At 67.7% G+C, this 19,376-nt stretch carries 16 protein-coding genes; 6 read left to right on the forward strand and 10 right to left on the reverse strand.

Annotated elements, in window-relative coordinates; translation table 11 throughout:
* Positions 1–69 precede the first annotated feature (69 nt).
* Positions 70–612, reverse strand: a complete 543-nt coding sequence (gene msrA / locus ASE50_RS15315) for a peptide-methionine (S)-S-oxide reductase MsrA (protein ID WP_056402418.1) — start codon at positions 610–612, stop codon at positions 70–72.
* Between the two features lie 65 nt (positions 613–677).
* On the opposite strand from msrA, the gene galE reads away from it, so the two are divergent.
* A complete protein-coding gene (gene galE, locus ASE50_RS15320) occupies positions 678–1,679 on the forward strand; it encodes a UDP-glucose 4-epimerase GalE (RefSeq protein WP_056402421.1) in 1,002 nt (333 codons plus the stop codon).
* 99 nt (positions 1,680–1,778) lie between these two features.
* On the opposite strand, the gene ligD is transcribed toward galE, so the two are convergent.
* Both ligD and ASE50_RS15330 read right to left on the reverse strand, forming a co-directional pair.
* A complete protein-coding gene (gene ligD / locus ASE50_RS15325) occupies positions 1,779–4,208 on the reverse strand; it encodes a DNA ligase D (protein ID WP_056402424.1) in 2,430 nt (809 codons plus the stop codon).
* Between the two features lies 1 nt (position 4,209).
* Positions 4,210–5,109, reverse strand: coding sequence for a Ku protein (locus ASE50_RS15330; RefSeq protein ID WP_056402427.1), 900 nt, complete (start codon positions 5,107–5,109; stop codon positions 4,210–4,212).
* Positions 5,110–5,224: 115 nt separating this feature from the next.
* Between ASE50_RS15330 and pdxH the strand changes: the two genes are divergently transcribed.
* From pdxH to ASE50_RS15350, 4 genes are all read left to right on the forward strand, one after another.
* Positions 5,225–5,800, forward strand: coding sequence for a pyridoxamine 5'-phosphate oxidase (gene pdxH / locus ASE50_RS15335; RefSeq protein ID WP_056402430.1), 576 nt, complete (start codon positions 5,225–5,227; stop codon positions 5,798–5,800).
* On the forward strand, positions 5,797–6,753 hold the full coding sequence (locus tag ASE50_RS15340; RefSeq protein ID WP_056402434.1) for a cation diffusion facilitator family transporter: 957 nt from the start codon (positions 5,797–5,799) through the stop codon (positions 6,751–6,753). The genes pdxH and ASE50_RS15340 overlap by 4 nt, the downstream gene beginning before the upstream one ends.
* A complete protein-coding gene (locus ASE50_RS15345; protein ID WP_414882304.1) occupies positions 6,753–7,535 on the forward strand; it encodes a PhzF family phenazine biosynthesis protein in 783 nt (260 codons plus the stop codon). Before ASE50_RS15340 ends, ASE50_RS15345 begins: the two co-directional genes overlap by 1 nt.
* A gap of 284 nt (positions 7,536–7,819) precedes the next feature.
* The gene (locus ASE50_RS15350) at positions 7,820–8,881 is read left to right on the forward strand and encodes an LLM class flavin-dependent oxidoreductase (protein WP_056402442.1); all 1,062 of its coding nucleotides are present in this window, start codon (positions 7,820–7,822) and stop codon (positions 8,879–8,881) included.
* Here the strand turns inward: ASE50_RS15350 and ASE50_RS15355 are convergent.
* Genes ASE50_RS15355 through ASE50_RS15365 form a run of 3 tightly spaced genes read right to left on the reverse strand, consistent with a single transcriptional unit; the run spans position 8,803 to position 11,215 of the window.
* Positions 8,803–10,188 carry a sensor histidine kinase gene (locus ASE50_RS15355; protein ID WP_056402444.1) on the reverse strand — a complete coding sequence of 462 codons (1,386 nt, stop codon included), beginning with the start codon at positions 10,186–10,188 and terminating at the stop codon, positions 8,803–8,805. The genes ASE50_RS15350 and ASE50_RS15355 overlap by 79 nt on opposite strands.
* Positions 10,189–10,199: 11 nt before the next feature.
* A complete protein-coding gene (locus tag ASE50_RS15360; protein WP_056402447.1) occupies positions 10,200–10,889 on the reverse strand; it encodes a response regulator transcription factor in 690 nt (229 codons plus the stop codon).
* Positions 10,890–10,912: 23 nt separating this feature from the next.
* Positions 10,913–11,215 (reverse strand): hypothetical protein, encoded by a 303-nt coding sequence (locus ASE50_RS15365; RefSeq protein WP_156347495.1) that lies wholly within the window; start codon positions 11,213–11,215, stop codon positions 10,913–10,915.
* A gap of 98 nt (positions 11,216–11,313) precedes the next feature.
* Between ASE50_RS15365 and ASE50_RS15370 the strand changes: the two genes are divergently transcribed.
* Entirely contained in the window at positions 11,314–13,083 is a 1,770-nt protein-coding gene (locus tag ASE50_RS15370) for an ATP-binding cassette domain-containing protein (protein WP_056402452.1), read from the forward strand.
* Positions 13,084–13,105: 22 nt separating this feature from the next.
* Here ASE50_RS15370 and ASE50_RS15375 read toward each other — a convergent pair whose 3' ends face one another.
* Genes ASE50_RS15375 through prsK form a run of 4 tightly spaced genes read right to left on the reverse strand, consistent with a single transcriptional unit; the run spans position 13,106 to position 19,374 of the window.
* Complete coding sequence (locus ASE50_RS15375; protein ID WP_056402455.1) at positions 13,106–13,915, reverse strand: DUF815 domain-containing protein; 810 nt, start codon at positions 13,913–13,915, stop codon at positions 13,106–13,108.
* Between the two features lie 20 nt (positions 13,916–13,935).
* Positions 13,936–15,990, reverse strand: coding sequence for a tetratricopeptide repeat protein (locus tag ASE50_RS15380; protein ID WP_056402458.1), 2,055 nt, complete (start codon positions 15,988–15,990; stop codon positions 13,936–13,938).
* A complete protein-coding gene (gene prsR, locus ASE50_RS15385) occupies positions 15,974–17,329 on the reverse strand; it encodes a PEP-CTERM-box response regulator transcription factor (RefSeq protein WP_056402461.1) in 1,356 nt (451 codons plus the stop codon). The genes ASE50_RS15380 and prsR overlap by 17 nt, the downstream gene beginning before the upstream one ends.
* Positions 17,326–19,374 (reverse strand): XrtA/PEP-CTERM system histidine kinase PrsK, encoded by a 2,049-nt coding sequence (gene prsK / locus ASE50_RS15390; protein ID WP_056402464.1) that lies wholly within the window; start codon positions 19,372–19,374, stop codon positions 17,326–17,328. Before prsK ends, prsR begins: the two co-directional genes overlap by 4 nt.
* Positions 19,375–19,376: the final 2 nt, after the last annotated feature.

Below are 19,376 nucleotides of genomic sequence, written 5' to 3' on the forward strand. Positions count from 1 at the left end.
GGCCCTTGCACCATTCAGCTCCCGCCGCTCAACCGAAATCCCATCGGTTCCGGTGGCGTCCGGCCTGGATCAGGCGGTTTCGGCGCTCCGCGTCCGCGCCGCGAAGCTCTTGCGCAGCTTTTGCAGCTTGGGCGGAATGATCGCTAGGCAATAGGGATTACGCTGCCCCTCGCCGTCCCAATATTCCTGATGATAGTCCTCGGCAGGATACCAGGTCGACAGCGGTTCGATCGTGGTCACGATCCTGCCGCGTCCTTCGCCCGCCCGTTCGATCCCGGCGCGCGCCGCCGCTTCCTGTTCGGGCGACATCGGGAAGATCGCCGAGCGATACTGGGTGCCGACGTCGTTGCCCTGCCGGTTCAATTGCGTCGGATCATGCGTCGCAAAGAAGATGTCGAGCATGTCGTCATAGCCGATCACCGCCGGATCATAGGTAACCCGGATCGCCTCGGCATGGCCGGTATTCCCGCCGCAGACCTGTTTGTAGGTCGGATGTTCGGTCGTGCCGCCGATATAGCCGCTTTCGACCTGTTCGACCCCGATCACATCGCGAAACACCGCTTCGGTGCACCAAAAACATCCGCCGGCGAATATCGCCTGTTCGGTAGCCATTGCGTAATCTCCTTCTGTCAGGGAGATAGGCGCGCGCTGCGGCGGTACAATCGGGGACAGACAAGATGAGCGATGGCAAGGTTCTGGTTACGGGCGGGGCGGGATATATCGGCAGCCATGCGGTGCTGGCGCTGCTCGATGCGGGGCATGACGTCGTCGTCGTCGACAATCTGGTCACCGGCTTCGACTGGGCGGTCGATTCGCGTGCCGCGCTGGTCGTCGCCGACATCGCCGACGACAATGCCGTCCGCGCCGCGCTTCGCGAGCACAAGGTCCATGCGATCCTGCACTTCGCCGGATCGGTGGTGGTGCCCGAATCGGTCGAGAACCCGCTGAAATATTATCGCAACAATACCGCCGCCTCGCGCAGCCTGATCGAAAGCGCGGTGGCGGAGGGGGTGAAGCACTTCATCTTCTCCTCAACCGCCGCGACCTACGGCATCCCGGAGGTCGTGCCGGTGCGCGAGGACAGCCCGAAACAGCCGATCAATCCGTACGGCATGTCGAAGCTGATGACCGAGATCATGCTGGCCGACGTCGCCGCCGCGCATCCGATCAACTATGCTGCGCTGCGCTATTTTAACGTCGCCGGGGCCGATCCCAAGGGTCGCTCGGGCCAGTCGACGGCCGGCGCCACCCACCTTATCAAGGTCGCGGTCGAGGCGGCGATCGGGAAGCGTGCCCATGTCGGCGTCTATGGCACCGATTTCGCCACGCCCGACGGCACCGGCGTGCGCGACTATATCCATGTCAGCGATCTGGCCGACGCGCATGTCCATGCGCTCGACCTGCTGATGGCCGATCCGACCAGCAACCACACGATGAACGCCGGCTATGGCCGCGGCTATTCGGTGCTCGAAGTGCTCGACGCCGTCGACCGGGTCACCAACCTGACCATCGACCGCCGGCTGGAAGGTCGCCGCGCCGGCGATCCCGACGCGCTGGTCGCCGACAACAGCACGATCCTGTCGACGCTGCCGTGGCGGCCGCAACATGCCGATCTCGACCAGATCGTCCGCGACGCGTTGGGATGGGAACGCGCGCTGGCGGAGCGGCAGGCGGGCTGACCCTACCGCGTCGCCCCAGCGCAGGCTGGGGCCTCATGCGGTTCTTGTCCCGCGCCGTTACCGGGAGATCCCAGCCTTCGCTGGGATGACGTCGAGAGCTTACCGATCGGGCAACACCTGATCGGCGACGCCCCAGCCGGCCAGCAGCCGGCTGTCGGCGCGCTTGAGCAATGCTGCGGCGTCGCGGATCGTCCAGTGCGCCGGGCTGTCGATATCGTCGAGTTCGCGCCATGCGATCGGAGCCGCCACCGGCGCGCCGGCCCGCGCCCGCGCCGAATAGGGGAGCACGGCGGTGCTGCCGCGCTGGTTGCGCAGCCAGTCGATGAAGATGCGGCCCTTCCGCTTCGCCTTCGCCATCGTCGCCACGAAGCGGTCGGGTTCGGCCTGCGCCAGCGCGCGGGCGAAGCGATCGGCAAAATCCTTGACCGCTGGCCACTGCGCATCGGGGGTCAGCGGCACGACGACATGCACCCCCTTCCCTCCCGACAGCATCGCGAAGCTTGCCAGTCCGAGGTCGGCGAGATGGCGGTGCAGATCGTGCGCGGCGCGCTTCACATCGCCGAAATCGAGGCTCTCATCGGGATCGAGGTCGAACACCATCCGGTCGGGCCGTTCGACATCGTCGACTCCCGCGCCCCAGCCGTGAAACTCGATCGTTCCCATCTGGACGCACGCCAGCAGTCCGGCGGCGTCGCGCACGAACAGATAGGGTTCGCGCCCGCCATCCTTCTCGGCGATCTCGACCCGGTCGACCGCATCGCCGAAGCTGCCGGCATCATGTTTCTGGAAGAAACACGCCTTGGCGCGCCCCTGCGGACAGCGCACCAGACTGATCGGCCGGTTCGCCGCCCATGGCAGCAGCAGCGGCGCGACCTCCTCGACATAGGCGGCCAGATCGCCCTTGGTCAGCCGGTCGCCGGGAAAGATCACCCGGTCGGCGCTGGTGATGCGCGCCTTCGATGCCCGTTCGACCGGTGCCGGCGTCTCGCGCACCACATCCTTGGCCGCCTTGTCACCGCGCAGGCCCAGAAAGCTGGCATGGCGGACGATGTCGTCGGCAGTGAACTCGGCAAAGGCGACCTCGGCGACGAGGGTCGGCGTCACGAACCGCGCGCCCCGCCGGACGGCGGCGGGCAGGTCGAACGGCGGCGTCTTGCGCTCCAGCGGTGCCAGCGCATCGCGCAGTTGCGCCATCGTCGCGGCATCGAACCCGGTTCCGACCCGGCCGGCATAGCGCAACCCATCCTCGCCCTGCACCGCCAGCAACAGCGACTTGAACGGCCGGCCGCGTGCCTCGCTCGGCACCCAGCCGACCAGTATGAACTCCTGCCGGTGGGTGCATTTGACCTTCACCCATCCCCTGGTCCGAGTGCCGCGATAGGGGGCGTCGGCTTGTTTCGACACGATCCCTTCATACCCCTCCCGGCACATCGCCGCGAACAGTTGCTCGCCCGATCCGGTGACATGGTCGGAATAGGCCAGCCGGGGATCGGCATCGGCCAGCACCCCCTGCAACCGCTCTTTGCGCCGCACCAGCGGTTCGTCGCGCCGGTCGCCTCCGCTATCCACCAGCAGGTCGAACAGGAAACAGCGCATATCGCCGCCGTCCTTGATCGCCGCCTGCAACGACGAGAAATCGGGCTTGCCGTCGCGGAGCGCCACGACCTCGCCATCCAGCAACAGCCCCGGCGGCAGGCTCCGCACAGCCTCGGCGACGTCCGGAAACCTGCTCGTCCAGTCCAGTCCGGTCCGCGTATAAAGGCGCGATCCGTCGCCGCCGGTCGCGATCAGGATGCGATAGCCGTCATATTTGACCTCGTGCAGCCAGTTGCTGCCCGCCGGCACGCTATCGACCAAGCTCGCCAGTTGCGGATCGACGAAGGCCGGTCGCGCGACCTTTCCCTTCCCCCGTTTCGTCGGCTTCGTCGGCCTCGTAGGCTTCACCGATGGCTTGCCGGCGGCGATCTCCTCCATCGTCCGCCCGGTCGCGACGCTGGTCAACAGCGTATCGGTCAGCAGGTCGGTGCCGCCCGCGTGCGGGTCGGCGACCTTGCGCAACAGCCAGTTCTCGCGCTTTTCGTTGCCGCGCGGCTTCAGCCGGACCAGCAGCCATTCGCCGCGCATCCGCTTGCCCGCGAGCACGAAGTGAAGATGGCCCTTGTCCAGATCCTTTGCCGATTTGCCGGCGATCGGCGACCAGGTGCCGGTATCCCACAGCATCACCGTGCCGCCGCCATATTCGCCCGCCGGGATCACCCCTTCGAACTCGGCATAGGATAGCGGATGATCCTCAGTCCGGACCGCCAGCCGTTTCTGATCGGGATCGATGCTGGGGCCGCGCGTCACCGCCCAGCTTTTGAGCACGCCGTCGATCTCCAGCCGGAAATCATAATGCAGCCGGGTTGCGTCGTGTTTCTGGACGATGAAGCGATTGCCCTTGCCCTTGGCCAGCGTCCCCGCCGGTTCGGCGGTGCGCGCGAAGTTGCGCTTCGCGTTATAGCCTGCCAGCGGGTCCGGTTTCGCCGCCATGTCAGGCGCGCTTGGCCGCCGCCGGCTTGCGCGCGGTCGTCTTGGCAGCCGGCTTGGCCTTTGGTGTCGCACGCTTCTTGGGTGCGGGCTTGTCGTCAACGGTCTTCGCCGCGCCTCCCTTTTCGAGCGACTTCTTGAGCGCGGCCATCAGGTCGACGACGTTGCCGCCGCTCGGCCGTTCCTCCTCGGTGGTGTCGACGATCTTGCGGCCCTTCGCCTTCACCTTGCGTTCGACCAGATCCTTCAGCGCATCGACATAGCGGTCGTGAAACTCCTGCGGATCGAACTTCGCGGTCTTTTTCGCGATCAGCGTCTCGGCAAGGTCGAGCAGATCGTCGTCGGGCTTGGCATCGGGAATGTCACGAAAATAGCCCTGCGCGCGGTTGACCTCGTCGGCATAGCGCAACGTTTCGAGCACCAGCCCGCGCCCGCAGGGTTTCAGGCTGACGACATATTCGCGTCCCCGCAGCGCCAATTGGCCCAGCCCGACCTTCTTCGTGCGCTTCAACGCTTCACGCAGGACGATGAACGCCTCTTCGGCCAGGTCGTCGGCGGGCACCACGAAATAGGGCTTTTCGTAATAGATCACGTCGATCTCGTGCGCGTCGACGAACTGGGTCAGCTCCAGCGTCTTCTTCGACTCCAGCTTGACCGCATCGATCTCCTCCTGATCGAGCAGGACATATTCGCCCTTCTCGATCTGGTACCCCTTCATGATTTCGTCCGGATCGACCGGGCCGATGCCGGTGACCGATTTTTCGTAGTGGATCGGCTTGCCACTGGGTTCGTGGATCTGGCGAAAGCTGATGCTCGCCCCCGATTTCGTCGCAGCATAGATTTCGACCGGGATCGATACGAGAGCGAGGCGGATCTGCCCCTGCCAATATGCACGTGCCGCCATGTCGGAGTTCCCGGATTGTTACCCAACCGATTCAATTCACAGGGGAATGACTCGTTCCGCACCACCGGTCCGCGCCGGGGTGAAATCGCCGCCGAAATTGCGTATGTGGCGGGACATGACCGATCCCTTCTCCCTGTTCGATCAATGGTTCGCCGAAGCCAAAACCAACGAGCCGAACGATCCCAATGCGATGGCGCTCGCCACTGCCGATGCCGCCGGACGTCCGTCGGTGCGGATGGTGCTGTTGAAGGGGCATGGCCCCGACGGCTTCATGTTCTACACCAATCGCGAGGGGCGCAAGGCCGCCGATTTAGCCGCCAATCCCAACGCTGCGCTGCTGTTCCATTGGAAATCGTTGCGGCGGCAGATCCGGATCGAGGGGCCGGTGACGCTGGCGACCGACGCCGAATCGGATGGCTATTTCGCATCGCGCGGTCGCGATTCGCAGCTGGGGGCATGGGCATCGGACCAGTCGCGGCCGCTCGCCGACCGGGAAACGTTCGAAGCGCGCTTTGCCGAAATGTCGGATCGGTTCGAGGGGCAGGCCGTGCCCCGCCCGCCCTTCTGGGGAGGCTATCGCGTGACGCCGGTATCGATCGAGTTCTGGCAGGATCGCGCCCACCGGCTCCACGAACGCCGCGTCTTCACGGCGGTCGACGGCGGCTGGAGCGAAGGACTGCTGTTCCCATGACGGAGACCGAACGCAAGCGGGTGATCCCGCTCGCCACCCGCGCCGCCATCGCGTCGGTGACGATGGCGGTGTTCCTGCTGGGGCTGAAGGGCTTTGCCGCGTGGCATACCGGATCGGTGGCGATGCTCGGCAGCCTTGCCGACACCGCGCTCGATCTGCTCGCCAGCCTCGTCACGCTGTACGGCGTACGCCTGGCGGCAACGCCGGCCGATCATGACCACCGCTTCGGCCATGGCAAGGCCGAGGCGCTGGCGGCATTGTTTCAGGTCATGCTCATCACCGCGTCGGCCGCCGGCATTGCCTGGCGCGCCATTGCCGCCTTCGGTGCGCCGGGGGAGACGCAGGACGTCGAATTCGGCATCGGCGTGTCGGTGATCGCGATGGTCGCGACCTTCGCATTGCTTGCCTATCAGAAATCGATCATCGACCGCACCGGATCGGTCGCGATCCGCGCCGACAATGTCCATTATCAGAGCGACTTGCTGCTCAACCTCGCGGTGATCGTCGCGATGGTGCTCGATCAGGTCTTCCACATCCGGGGTGCCGACCCGGTGATGGGCATCCTGATCGCGCTGTGGCTTGGCTGGGGCGCGTTTCAGGCGTCGAGTCAGGCGATCGACCAGTTGATGGACAAGGAATGGCCGGAGGACGAGCGTCGGGCGTTCCTCGACGTCGCCGCCCGGCAGGATGGCTTGCGCGGCATTCACGACTTCCGCACGCGCCGTTCGGGCAGCCATGATTTCGCGCAATTCCATATGGAGGTCGCACGCGACATGACCGTCGCCGACGCGCACGACGTGGTCGAGGGCGTCGAACGCGCGCTGCGCAGCGCCTTCCCCAAGGTGGAGGTGCTGATCCATCTCGATCCCGAAGGCCATGTCGACACCGACAATCCGCTGGTCGAAGCCGATGTGACCCCGCACTGGTTCGGCAAGCGCGTGGGAAGTTACTGATGGCGATGCCGTTCACCGTCGTCGACGCCTTCACCGATCGGCCGTTCGCGGGCAATCCGGCGGCGGTGATGCTGCTCGACGCATGGCCCGACGACGCACTGCTTCAGTCGATCGCGCTGGAGCATAACCTGTCGGAAACGGCGTTCGCGGTGCCGACAAGCGGTGAGGCGGATTACGAGCTTCGCTGGTTCACCCCGACCGTCGAGATCGCGATGTGCGGCCATGCGACGCTGGCGAGCGGCCATGTCGTGCTGGGCGACCGGGACGCCGTCCGCTTCGCCACGCGCAAGGCCGGGGTGCTGACCGTCGGGCGCGATGGCGATGGCTATACGCTCGACCTGCCGGTGACCCGCGTCGCGCCAGCGCCCGATGCGGCGTTGCTGGCGGCGCTGCGGTGCGACGGGGAGGTGTTCGCCAGCGTCTCCGGCGCGCAGCAGACCAGCATCATTCTGCTGCCCGATGCCGCCGCCGTTCGGGCCTGCGCGCCCGACATGGCCGCGCTGGCGGCCTGCGAAGTGATGGCGATCGTCACCGCGCCGAGCGACGTCGCCGATATCGTCAGCCGGGTGTTCGTGCCCGCCTGGGGCGTCGACGAAGACCCGGTGACCGGATCGGCCCATGCCGCGCTCGCGCCCTTCTGGGCCGAACGGTTGGGTCGCGACCGGTTCACGGCGTATCAGGCGAGTACGCGCGGCGGACATCTGACCTGCACGCTCCGCGGCGAACGCGCGGTGCTGCGCGGGCGGTGCGTCACGGTGATGCAGGGCGAACTGTTGCTCTGATTGATTGTTCATGCGAAGGCGCGGAGGTACGAAGAGAAGGGGTTATGCGCGCAAAAGCGCAAAGGGCGCTAAGGGCGCAAAGGGGTTGCGCGCAGCGCGATCATTCCCGCGCCAGCGGCCTCATTCCATGGATGCTTAAGACGAAAAGTCTCGCAATCGCGATTGGCCGAACCAGAGCGTAACTCCTCGGCGTCCTTCGCGCCTTCGCGCGAACCAATTTCTTCCCCGCACGCCCCAAGCAACGCTTCGGTAGCAATCCGCAACCGAGTGCCCATTTATCTCCCATGACCCGCTATTCGATGCTCGACCTTGTCCCCGTCCGTCAGGGCGGCACCCCCGGCGAAGCGCTGGCCGCTGCCGCCGCCCTTGCCGCCCATGCCGAGGCGGAAGGCTATCACCGCTATTGGGTGGCCGAACATCACGGCATGCCCGGCATTGCCAGCGCGGCGACGGCGGTGGTGATCGGCCATATCGCCGCCGCGACGAAGGCGATCCGCGTCGGTGCGGGCGGGATCATGCTGCCCAATCACGCGCCGCTGACCATCGCCGAGCAGTTCGGCACGCTGGATGCGCTCCATCCGGGGCGGATTGACCTTGGCCTCGGCCGCGCACCGGGATCGGACCAGATCGTCGCACGGGCGCTGCGCCGAACGCTCGACAGCGATCCCAACGCCTTTCCACAGGACGTGGTCGAGTTGCAGCGCTATTTCGCCGATGACGCCCGGGGCGGTATCCGCGCGGTGCCGGGCGCGGGGGCGCAGGTCGACCTGTGGATTCTCGGATCGTCGCTGTTCGGGGCGCAACTCGCGGCGATGCTTGGCCTGCCCTATGCCTTTGCCTCGCACTTCGCCCCGGCCGCACTCGATCAGGCACTCGACGCCTATCGCCGCAACTTCCGGCCGTCGACGGTGCTCGACAAACCCTATGCCGCAGCGGCGTTCAACGTGCTCGCGGCCGATACCGACGAGGAGGCGCGGTTGCTTGCCAGTTCGACCGAACAGATGTTCGTGGCGATCCGAACCGGTCAGCCGATCGAACTGCCGCCGCCCGTCGCCGGCTATCGCGAGCGGATCGGCGCGCAGGGCAATGCGATCCTCGACCATGTGCTCGAATGCTCGGCGATCGGCGGACCGGAAACGGTACGTGCCGGGCTGGCTAGGTTCATCGATCGGACGCAGGTCGATGAGGTCGTCATCACCGGCGCGATGTTCGAACCGGCGGCGCGCAGGCGCAGCGTGACGATCGCGGCAGAAGCGATGCGCGCCCTTCAGGCCGCGGGCAGCCGCAACCTGACCAGCAGCCCGCCCAGATCCTCGCTCTCTTCGAGGGAAGCGGTGCCCTCGTAGATCTCGGCCACGTCGCGGACGATGGCGAGGCCGAGGCCGGTGCCCGGTTTGCCCGAATCAAGCCGGACGCCGCGATCGAAGATGCGCAGCCGGTCCGCTTCCGGGATGCCGCGCCCGTCGTCCTCGACCAGAAGCTCGACGAAGCCGGCATCGGCGCGCACCGTCATGAACACGCTGCCCCCGCCATATTTGGCGGCGTTCTCGACCAGATTGCCGAGGATCTCGTCGAGATCCTGCCGCTCGATCCGCGCGACCAGATCCTTCTGCCCGTCGATATCGATGCGGACATTGGGATAGAGCCGGGCGACGGCACGCTCGACCGCCTCGACCGACGTCCATACTTCCGCGCGGCTATGCGCCGATCCGCGCCGCCCGACCGCGCGGGCACGGGCGAGGTGATGATCGACCTGTCGCCGCATCGTCCGCGCCTCGCGGATGACGGTGTCGGCCAGATCGTCCTGCCCGGCGGCCGCAGCGTTCATGATGACGGTCAGCGGCGTTTTCAGCGCATGGGCGAGGTTGCCGGCGTGTCGCCGCGCTTCCTCCGCCTGCCGGTCGTTATGTTCGACCAGCGCGTTCAGTTCCTCGACCAGCGGCGCGACCTCGGCGGGCATTGAACCCTCGACCCGTGCCGATTGTCCCGCACGCAGCCGCGCGATCGCGTCGCGCACCGATCGCAGGGGGAGCAGACCATACCAGGTCTGGAGCGCCGCCATGACGATCAGCCCCAGCCCCAGCAACGCGAACGACCGCACCAGCGTCTTGCGCAGCGCGGCGATCAGGTCGTTCAGCACGTCGCGCGACTCGGCGACCTGAAACCGCCAGACGGTCGGCGATCCGGGTAGCGTCAGGTCACGCTCGACGATCCGCAGTTCCTGTTCCGGGAACGGTTTGGCGTCGTACACCCGGATATCGGTATAGCGGTGGCTGCGGTCGACCGGCAGCTTGCGATCCCATAGCGAGCGCGACGGCCACGTCTCGTGCCCCGGTCCGCTCACCTGCCAATACAGCCCCGAATAGGGTTCGAGGAAACGCTGATCGGACAATTGCCGGTTGAACGTCACCTCTCCGCTGGTGTCGATCTCCGCCGACACGATCAGCGAATTGAGCAGATATTCCAGACCATCGTCGGTGTTGCTGGTCACCGCCGATACCAGCACCCGGTCGAGCGCGAAGCCGCCGCCGGCGAGCAGCAGCATGATCCACAGCGCCGCGACGACGATCATCCGCCGCGACAGCGACCCCGTCACCCGGACATAGGGACGCGGTGCCGGCGCGCGGGGGACAGGGTCGGCACCGGTCGCCATCGCGTGTGCCTTCAGTCCTCCGCGCCCGCCGGCTTCGGCGCGCCCGGTTCGTCGAGGCTGTAGCCGAGCCCGCGGATCGTCGTGATGACGTCGGCCCCCAGCTTCTTTCGAATACGCGTCACGAACACTTCGATCGTGTTCGAATCGCGATCGAAATCCTGATCGTAGATATGCTCGATCAATTCGGTGCGGCTGACCACCTTGCCCTTGTGATGGAGCAGGTAGCTGAGCAGCTTGTATTCCTGCGCGGTCAGCTTCACCGGTTCGCCGGCGCGCGTGACCTTGCCCGACCGGGTGTCGAGACGGATGTCGCCCGCGGTCAGTTCGGCCGATGCATTGCCCGACGCGCGCCGGATCAGCGCGCGCAGCCGGGCGATCAGTTCCTCGGTCTGGAACGGCTTGGCGACATAATCGTCGGCCCCCGCGTCCAGCCCGGCGACCTTGTCCGACCAGCTGTCGCGCGCGGTCAGCACCAGCACCGGCGCGCTGCGGCCTTCCTTGCGCCAGCGATCGAGCACGGTCAGCCCGTCGATCTCGGGCAGGCCAAGGTCGAGGATGATCGCGTCATAGGTCTCGGTCGACCCGAGGAAATGTCCCTCCTCGCCATCGGTGGCGAGATCGACGGCATAGCCCGCACCCTCCAGCGTGCTACGCAGCTGGCGGCCGAGATTGGGTTCGTCCTCGACGATCAGGACGCGCATCGGCTTCTCTCCCCTTTTTTGATTTAACGACTACGGCCGGTGATCTGACCGGTACGGGCATCGACATCGACCCAGATCACCGCGCCATCGCGCAGGAATTTGAGCGTGTAAATGCCGGTCGCCGGATCATAGTCGAAACCGAGATATTGCGCGCCGCGCATCTGCGGCACGACCCGGCGTTCGATCTCGCGCATCGGCAGGATGCGCCCCTCTTCGCGGGCAGCCTGCGCCGCGCGGTGATCGCGCAGCCGCTGGTCGGCCGTCGCCTGCGCGACACCCGACACCGCCAGCAATCCCAGGGCAAGGAACCGAACGACCATCACCATGGGGCGTGGCATAGGGGCAACGCCTTGAACAGCCCGTGAATAGGGCAGACAGGCTGGCGTAACTTGCTTCGTTCGCAACTGCGGCTTACCTGCCACACATGGCTGCACCGATATTGTCCTATGAGGGCCTTGGATTGATCCAGGGCAATGGCTGGCTGTTTCGCGGCCTCGACATCCATGTCGGCACCCGGGACCGGCTGGCGCTAATCGGGCGCAACGGGGCCGGCAAGACGACGCTGCTGAAGCTGATCGCCGGTGCGGTCGATGCCGATGAGGGCCGGCGGACGATCGTGCCGGGTACGCATGTCGTGCTGCTGGAACAGGACCCGCAGGTCGACGGCTATGCGACGCTGCGCGATTTCGCGCTGCGCGGACCGCGTGCGCCGGCCGAGCATGAGGTCGACGCGATCGCCGACCAGCTCGGTATCGACCTGAACCGCGAGGCGGCGACCGCATCGGGCGGCGAGCGGCGGCGGGCGGCGATCGCGCGCGCGCTGGCCGAGAACCCGGATGTGCTGCTGCTCGACGAACCGACCAACCATCTCGACCTGTCGGCGATCGAATGGCTGGAGGAATGGCTGAACCGTTTCAACGGCGCGTTCATCGTGATCAGCCACGACCGGACCTTCCTGACGCGGCTGACCAAGTCGACGCTGTGGCTCGATCGCGGCGGCATCCGCCGGGCGGAGATCGGGTTCGGCGGGTTCGAAGCGTGGATGGAACAGGCCGCCGCCGAAGAGGAACGCGCGGCGCAGCGGCTCGACGCCAAGCTGAAGATCGAGGAGCATTGGCTCCACCGCGGCGTCACCGCGCGGCGCAAGCGCAACATGGGTCGCCTCGAAAAGCTGCATGAATTGCGGGCGCAGCGCGCGGCGATGCAGGGGCCGCAGGGCACCGCCAAGCTGCAGGTCGAGGCTGACGATACCAAGACCAAGGTGGTGATCGACGCCGAGCATGTGACCAAGGCGTTCGGCGACCGCACGGTGCTGAAGGACTTTTCGCTCCGCGTCCGGCGCGGCGACCGGATCGGCATCGTCGGCGGCAACGGTGCGGGCAAGACCACGTTGCTGCGGCTGTTGACCGGCGACCTCGACCCCGATTCGGGCAAGATCATGCGGGCACAGACGCTGGACGGGATCGTGATCGATCAGCAGCGCAAGCTCATGGCTCCGGAAAAACGTGTCCGCGACGTGCTGGCCGATGGTGGCGACTGGATCGAGGTCAATGGGTCCAAGAAGCACGTCCATGGCTATCTGAAAGAATTCCTGTTCGATCCGTCGATTGCCGAGGCGCGGATCGGCACGCTGTCGGGTGGCGAGCGGTCGCGGCTGCTGCTGGCGCGCGAATTTGCGCGGCCGTCGAACCTGCTGGTGCTCGACGAACCGACCAACGATCTCGACCTCGAAACGCTCGATCTGTTGCAGGAGGTGATCGGCGACTATGCCGGGACCGTGCTGATCGTCAGCCACGATCGCGACTTTCTCGACCGGACGGTGACGGTGACGCTGGGCATGGACGGCAGCGGGCATGTCGATGTCGTGCCGGGCGGCTATGCCGACTGGGTCGCCAAGCGTCGCGAACGGAGCGCGGCGAAGGCCAAGACGAAGCCGGTCGAGGCCACGCCGGCCAAACCGAAATCGTCGAAGATGAGCTACAAGGACCAGCGCGACCTCGACATCCTGCCCAAGCGGATCGAGGAACTGGAAGCGGCGATCGAACGCGACGAAGCGCTGCTGGCCGATCCGGCGCTGTACACCAAGGACCCGAAGCGGTTCGCGGCGCTGAACGCGCAGATCGACAAGGCGCGGGCGGAAAAGGATGCGGCGGAGGAGCGTTGGCTGGCGCTGGCGGAAATGGCGGAGGCTTAACTCCTCCCCGGCACGGGAGGATCTAGACGGCCTTCCCGTGCCGCCCGGCCAGCTCCGTCACATATTGCCATGCGACCCGCCCCGACCGGCTCCCGCGCTTCGTCGCCCAGTTGATCGCTTCCTGCCCGTCGAACGGCAGGTCGTACGCCGCGCAGTACCGCTCGACGATCGCGACATAATGGTCCTGATCGACGACATGGAAGCCGAGCGACAGGCCGAACCGGTCGGCCAGCGCCAGCGCATCGTCGATGCCATCGCGCGGGTTGATCGCGCTATCCTGCTCCTTCAAATCGCGGGGCACCAAATGACGGCGGTTGGCGGTGACGATCAGCCGGACATTGGACGGCCGCCCTTCCGCGCCACCCTCCAGTAACGATCGCAGCGCACGGCCATCGGCAGGGGTGTCGAAGCCGAGATCGTCGACGAACACCACGAACGCGCGCTCGACCGATGCCAACAGCGCGAACAGCGCGGGCAGTTTGGCGAGCGCGTTCGCCGGTGCCTCGACCAGTGCCAGCCGGCCCCCGCCCGCCTGCACCTGTCCGACCGCAGCCTTGACCAGTGCCGACTTGCCGGTGCCGCGCGCACCCCATAGCAGCACGTCATGCGCCGCCGCCCCCTTGGAAAGCCGGTCGAGATTGGCGGTCAGCGCGTCGCGTTGCGCCTCGATCCCGACCAGCCGCTCGATCGGCAAGGGGCGGAACCCTCGCGCCGCCGACAGCACCGCGCCGTCCCAGCCATAGGCCGGATGCGCCAGCAGATCGGCGGCGGGCGGCGGCGGTGGCGACAGGCGTTCGAGCGCGGCGGCGATGCGAAGGAGCGGATCGGTCATGTCGCCGCCCTAGCCAGCGACTAGGGCGCGATCAACGCCTGTGCCGCCGCACGGTCGGCAAAGCCCCTGTCCGCCAGCGCCGCGCGCGCATTGGCGGCTGCGACGGCGCGATCCCCGGCGGCGGCGGCGATCTGTGCCATGTGCCACCGGATGCCGGCATGGGCCGGTGCGATCCGCACCGCCTTTGCCATTACCGGGATCGCCGCACCGATATTGTCGTTCGCGAACAATGCCCAGCCGAGTGCATCCGCCACCAGCGGATTGGCCGGCGCGATGCGATAGGCGGCGGCGGCATAGTCCTGCGCGATCCCCGCCTGCCCGGCACCGGCATAGGCATTAGCCAGTTCCGCCAGCACCGCCGCATCACCGTCACCGACCAGCGCGCGCAACCGTTCGAGCGTTTCGATCGCCGCGTCGTCGTCCCCGGCGGCCGCCTGCCACTGCCCCGCCAGCCGGAGTGCGGCGACGCTTGCGGGGTTCTGCGCCAGATAGAGCGACAGTGTGGCGCTGGCCTGCGGGCGCTGTCCGGCGCGGTCGCGGGCATCGACCAGCCGCAGCATCGTCGCTTCGTCGAACCGGGTCGCGGCGGCGCGCGCATAGGCATCGGCCGCCTCGCCCATCCGCCCGGCGGCGGACAGCGTATCGCCCAGCACCAGTTGCGCGGCGGGCGCGCCGGGATTGGCCACCGCCACCCGCTGCGCCGACGCGACCGCTTCAACGTTCCTGCCGGCCGCCGCCAGCGCCCGGATATAGGGGACCGCCGCCGCCGGATCGCCGGGCGTCAGCCGCGCATCCTCCGCCAGCATCGCCAGATCCTCGTCGGGGACGAAGGCGGTCGAGCGGCCGCGTCCCGGCGACGCGGCGCGATCGAGCATCGCCGCCGCCCCGGCGCGGTCGCCCAGCCGCTCCATCGCCCGCGCCGCCAGCGTCAGCGTATAGCTGTCGGCATCGCCCCGCACCGCTGCCGGTCGGATATAGTCGAGCGCGTCCTGTGCGGCATTGCTCTTGAGCAGTGCCAGCGCCAGCAGCTTGCGCGCGGTGACGTTGGTCGGCTGCCGCGCGACCAGTTCGCGCAGCGCGACCGCCGCCTGCCCCTCATTGCCCTGCGCCAGATCGATCGAGCCGCTCAGCAGCAATGCGCCGGGCACGCCGGCGACACCGCGCCCGGTCTTGTCGAGGATGCTGCGCGCGGTGTCGTAATCGCCTGCCCGCGCCGCCAGCACCGCCTGCAGATAATAGCCCTGTGCGCTGCCCGGCCGGACCGCCATCGCCCGCCGCACCGCGTCCAGCATCGCGCTCGCGCGGCCGGCATCGCCGAGCGTCGCGGCATATTCGATCAGCGTGTCATAACCATAGGGATCGCGCTTCAGCGCCGCTTCGAACCAGGGCAGTGCCGCGACCAGTCCATATTGGACGCGCACCGTTTCGGCGCGCAAGCGCAGCGCGTCGGGCGACGAGGGTTCGGCGCGAACTGCCGCCGCAGCGGCGTTGACCGCGCCGACCATGTCGCCCGCGCTCATCCGTATCTGTCCGAGCGCGACCCATGCAGCCGCGTCCTGCGGCGCGCGCGCGACGATCGCCTCCAGCGCGTTCAGCCCGGCGGCGACGTTCCCGCCCGCCGCGACCGCCTGTGCACGGATGCGGTCGGCATAGGGGCGATAGCGCGCCGGAGTCTTGTCCGCCTCGGTCACCGCGCCGGCCGCATCGCCCTGTAGCAGCCGGGCATGGGCGCGCAGCTGATGGATGCGCTGGGGATCGAAGCCGTCGGCCACCGCCCGGTCGATCGCACCCTGTGCCGCGACGCCCTCGCCCAGCACCAGATGGGTGCGCGCCAGCACCGCCTGCGCCAGTCCCCATTTCGGGTCGGCGGCCGTCGCCGCCTGTGCCGCTTCACGCGCCTGCGTCCAGTGCCCGGCTTCATAGTGCGTCAGCGCCTGCGCCAGTCGGGTCCGGGCATCGGCGGCATCGGCGCGGGCGGGCAGCGCCCCGCCGATCGTGGCGAGCATCCCCGCCACGATCGCCAGCCCACCCATGCCGAGCAGCGCGCGGATCGATCGATCAGGGTTGCAGGTCATAGCTTTTCATCAGATCGTAGAGCGTCGGGCGACTGATCCCCAGCAGCCGCGCCGTGCCCGAGATATTGCCCTGCGCCTGTGCCAGCGCCGACCGGATCGCCGATCGGTCCGCCGCCTCGCGTACCGCCTTCAGATTGATCGGTCCCGACAGCGCCTGCGCGGTGCCGAGGTCGAGATCGGCAGCGGTCACCGCCTTGCCATCGGCCATGATCGCCGCGCGCTTCACCCGGTTTTCCAGCTCGCGGACATTGCCCGGCCAGCCCCATGCCTCGATCGCCGCCAGCGCGTCGGGGGCGAAACGCTTCACCCCCAGCCCCATCTGCGCGGCATGGCGGTCGAGGAAATGGCGTGCGAGCAGCGCGGGATCGCCGGGTCGCTGCGACAGCGACGGGATGCGCACCACGATCTCGGCCAGCCGGTAATACAGGTCCTCGCGGAACCGGCCATCGGCGACCATCGCATCGATATCCTGATGCGTCGCGCACACGATCCGCGTGTCGACCGGAATCGCTTTCCGCCCGCCGATCCGTTCGATCACCCGTTCCTGCAGGAAGCGCAGCAGCTTGACCTGCAGGGCAAGCGGCACATCGCCGATCTCGTCGAGGAACAGCGTGCCGCCCGCCGCCTGTTCGATCTTGCCCTCGGTCGTCTTCACCGCGCCGGTGAACGCGCCCTTCTCATGCCCGAACAGCTCGCTTTCGAGCAGCGTTTCGGGGATGGCGGCGCAGTTGATGGCGATGAAATTGCCGCGTTTGCGCCGCGATGCGTCGTGCACACCACGCGCCAGCAATTCCTTGCCGGTGCCCGACGCGCCGAGCAGCATCACCGACACATCGGCCGGCGCGACGCGCTCGATCGTGCGCGTCACCTTCAGCATTTCGGGCGCGGCGGTAATCATGCCGCCCAGCACCGCCTGCCCCTCGATCCGGTCGGCGAGACGACGGTTCTCCGCCTCCAGCGCATGGACGTGGAAGGCGCGCGCGACGATCAGGCCCAGTGCGTCGATGTCGATCGGCTTCGCATAGAAATCCCATGCGCCCAGATCGATGGCGCGCAATGCGCTCGCCCGGTCGCCATGGCCGCTGGCGACGACGATCTTGGTATCGGGCTTGATGGCGAGGATGGCCTCCATCGTCGCAAAGCCTTCGGTCACGCCATCGGGATCGGGCGGCAGGCCGAGGTCGAGCGTCACGACCTGCGGTTCCTCGGCACGCACCGCCGCGATCGCCGCGTCACGGTCTCCGGCGACGACGATGTCATAGCCTTCATAGGCCCAGCGCAACTGGCGTTGCAGCCCGGCATCGTCCTCCACGATCAACAGGCATTTCCGGCTTGTCATGCCGCTTGCTCCAGCATCGGATGCGCCGCCGCCAGGGTGACGCGAAAGCGCGATCCCCGTCCCGGCTGGCTGTCGACAGCGATATGGCCGCCCATCGCGACCGCGAGTTGGCGCGCCTCGAACGCACCGATGCCGAAGCCCGACGGCTTCGACGAGACGAACGGACGGAAGAGTTCGTCGCGAATGAACTGCCGGGTCATGCCGATGCCGGTGTCGATCACGTCGACCCACACCCGGTCGCCCGCATCGCCCAGCACGATGCGGACCGGATCGCTGCCGCCTGCGTCGAGGGCATTGTGGACCAGATGGTCGATCACCTGCTGCAACCGTGCCGGATCGGCCGAGGCGCACAGCGTCGCCGGCCCCTCGACCGCGACTGCCCCGCGCGCACGGAAGCGCGCGGCCGATCCCGCCGCGATGCTGGCCAGCGCGACCGGGCGCAGCGCCTCGCCACGCGCGGGTTCGCGTTCGGACAGGCGGGCGAGCAGGTCGTTCATCCGCGTGGCGGATTCGTTCAGCGTCGCGACCATGTCGGCTCGGAAATCGGGATTGTCGGCATGACGGACGGCGTTGCGCGCGACGAGGCTCAGCTGGCTGACGATGTTCTTCACGTCGTGCAGGATGAAGGCGAAGCGGCGGTTGAACTCCTCGAACCGGCGCGCTTCGGCCAGTGCCGACTGGGCGCGCTCCTCGGCCAGATAGCTTGCCACCTGTCGCCCGGCGATGCGCAGCAGGTCGAAATCCTCCCAATCGAGCGCGCGGGCAAGCAGCGGCCGCGCGAGCAGGATCGCGCCGGTCAGCCGGCCGAGATGCGGCAGGGGAACGACCACCCACGCGTCGCCATGCACCAGCATTGCCCCGGGCACGGCCGCCCCGTCCGCGCAATCGGGCTGGTCGCGCAGCGGATCGAGTTCGAGGATGCGGCCGGTCGCGCGCAGATGCCCGGCAAGCGCCATGCCGTCGGTGGCGGTGCCCAGCGCGTCACCCTCCCAACGCCACGATGCGCCGACCGCCAGCCCGTCGCCTTCCGCGACCAGCAGCAGGCCGGCGGGCGAGTCGGTCAGGTCGGCCACCGCCTTCACCAGCCGTTCGTCGAGCGGCGCGCCACCCTTGGGCTCGCCCAGCGTTTCGGTGAAGCGGGTCCATTCGGAACGATAGTCGTAGCGGTGAGTAAACAGGTGCTTGACCAGCTTGACCTTGATCCATGCCCGCAGCCAACCCGACGAGGCTGCGGTCAGCACCGCGACGGTCGATCCGAACACGAATGCGGTCTGGCCGATCCGGACATGGTCGCCACCCAGCGCCGCGATCAGGCTGATCGCCATGATCGTCACCGCGAAATACGCCATCAGCCCCAGCACCGACAGGGTGTGGAAGGTCGCGACGCGCGACAGTTGCACCCCGCCACTCCCCGGCCGCGACAGCGCCAGTGCGACCAGCAGCGCCATCGCCGCCAGGGCGACGCCGCGCGCCGCGATCAGTTCGGCCGGGGCCTGCCCGACCAGATAGGCGGCGATGCACAGATTGACGTCGATCAGCCAGAATGCGCCGGCCGCGACCAGCACCATCCGCGTCGCCGCCGATGCCGCCATCGGGAAGAGATCATGGAGCAGCAGCAGCGCGCCGAGGGCCGCCAGTGCGCCGAGCACCGTCGATACCGCGCCGATCATCGCCGCCGCCTGCGACCCTGGCATGGTCGCGCCGGCCAGGTCGAGCACGAGCTGCGCGATATCGACGGCGGCGACGGCGGCATAGGCGAGAATGCGGCCCAGCCCCGCATCGTCTTGGCCGGCGCGACGCTGGACGACCATCAGCAGCACCAGCCAGCCGAGCGTGCGGGCACCGGCGAACAGATGCGATACCGCCTGCGCATCGCCGATCCCCGCCACCGACAAGGTCCACAGCGCGGTCAGTCCCAGCGCCAGCGCCAGCCAGCCGCCCGGCAGCGCCGTATCGACCGCACCGCGCCGGACCGTCCAGAACGCGAGCGCGCCGAACAGCAGCGCCGCGATCGCATGTCCCCAGACGATGATCCCGATCAGCATGC

Source organism: Sphingomonas sp. Leaf5 (assembly GCF_001421155.1).
Taxonomy (GTDB): domain Bacteria; phylum Pseudomonadota; class Alphaproteobacteria; order Sphingomonadales; family Sphingomonadaceae; genus Sphingomonas.

Bases quoted from the DNA above. Each gene is read 5' to 3' on its own strand.
- ASE50_RS15350 (WP_056402442.1), top strand. From the start codon at position 7,820: ATGACCCGCTATTCGATGCTCGACCTTGTCCCCGTCCGTCAGGGCGGC.
- ASE50_RS15330 (WP_056402427.1), bottom strand. From the start codon at position 5,109: ATGGCGGCACGTGCATATTGGCAGGGGCAGATCCGCCTCGCTCTCGTA.
- prsR (WP_056402461.1), bottom strand. From the start codon at position 17,329: ATGACAAGCCGGAAATGCCTGTTGATCGTGGAGGACGATGCCGGGCTG.
- ASE50_RS15340 (WP_056402434.1), top strand. From the start codon at position 5,797: ATGACGGAGACCGAACGCAAGCGGGTGATCCCGCTCGCCACCCGCGCC.
- ASE50_RS15365 (WP_156347495.1), bottom strand. From the start codon at position 11,215: ATGGTGATGGTCGTTCGGTTCCTTGCCCTGGGATTGCTGGCGGTGTCG.
- ligD (WP_056402424.1), bottom strand. From the start codon at position 4,208: ATGGCGGCGAAACCGGACCCGCTGGCAGGCTATAACGCGAAGCGCAAC.
- prsK (WP_056402464.1), bottom strand. From the start codon at position 19,374: ATGCTGATCGGGATCATCGTCTGGGGACATGCGATCGCGGCGCTGCTG.
- pdxH (WP_056402430.1), top strand. From the start codon at position 5,225: ATGACCGATCCCTTCTCCCTGTTCGATCAATGGTTCGCCGAAGCCAAA.
- ASE50_RS15345 (WP_414882304.1), top strand. From the start codon at position 6,753: ATGGCGATGCCGTTCACCGTCGTCGACGCCTTCACCGATCGGCCGTTC.
- galE (WP_056402421.1), top strand. From the start codon at position 678: ATGAGCGATGGCAAGGTTCTGGTTACGGGCGGGGCGGGATATATCGGC.
- ASE50_RS15355 (WP_056402444.1), bottom strand. From the start codon at position 10,188: ATGGCGACCGGTGCCGACCCTGTCCCCCGCGCGCCGGCACCGCGTCCC.
- msrA (WP_056402418.1), bottom strand. From the start codon at position 612: ATGGCTACCGAACAGGCGATATTCGCCGGCGGATGTTTTTGGTGCACC.
- ASE50_RS15370 (WP_056402452.1), top strand. From the start codon at position 11,314: ATGGCTGCACCGATATTGTCCTATGAGGGCCTTGGATTGATCCAGGGC.
- ASE50_RS15380 (WP_056402458.1), bottom strand. From the start codon at position 15,990: ATGACCTGCAACCCTGATCGATCGATCCGCGCGCTGCTCGGCATGGGT.
- ASE50_RS15375 (WP_056402455.1), bottom strand. From the start codon at position 13,915: ATGACCGATCCGCTCCTTCGCATCGCCGCCGCGCTCGAACGCCTGTCG.
- ASE50_RS15360 (WP_056402447.1), bottom strand. From the start codon at position 10,889: ATGCGCGTCCTGATCGTCGAGGACGAACCCAATCTCGGCCGCCAGCTG.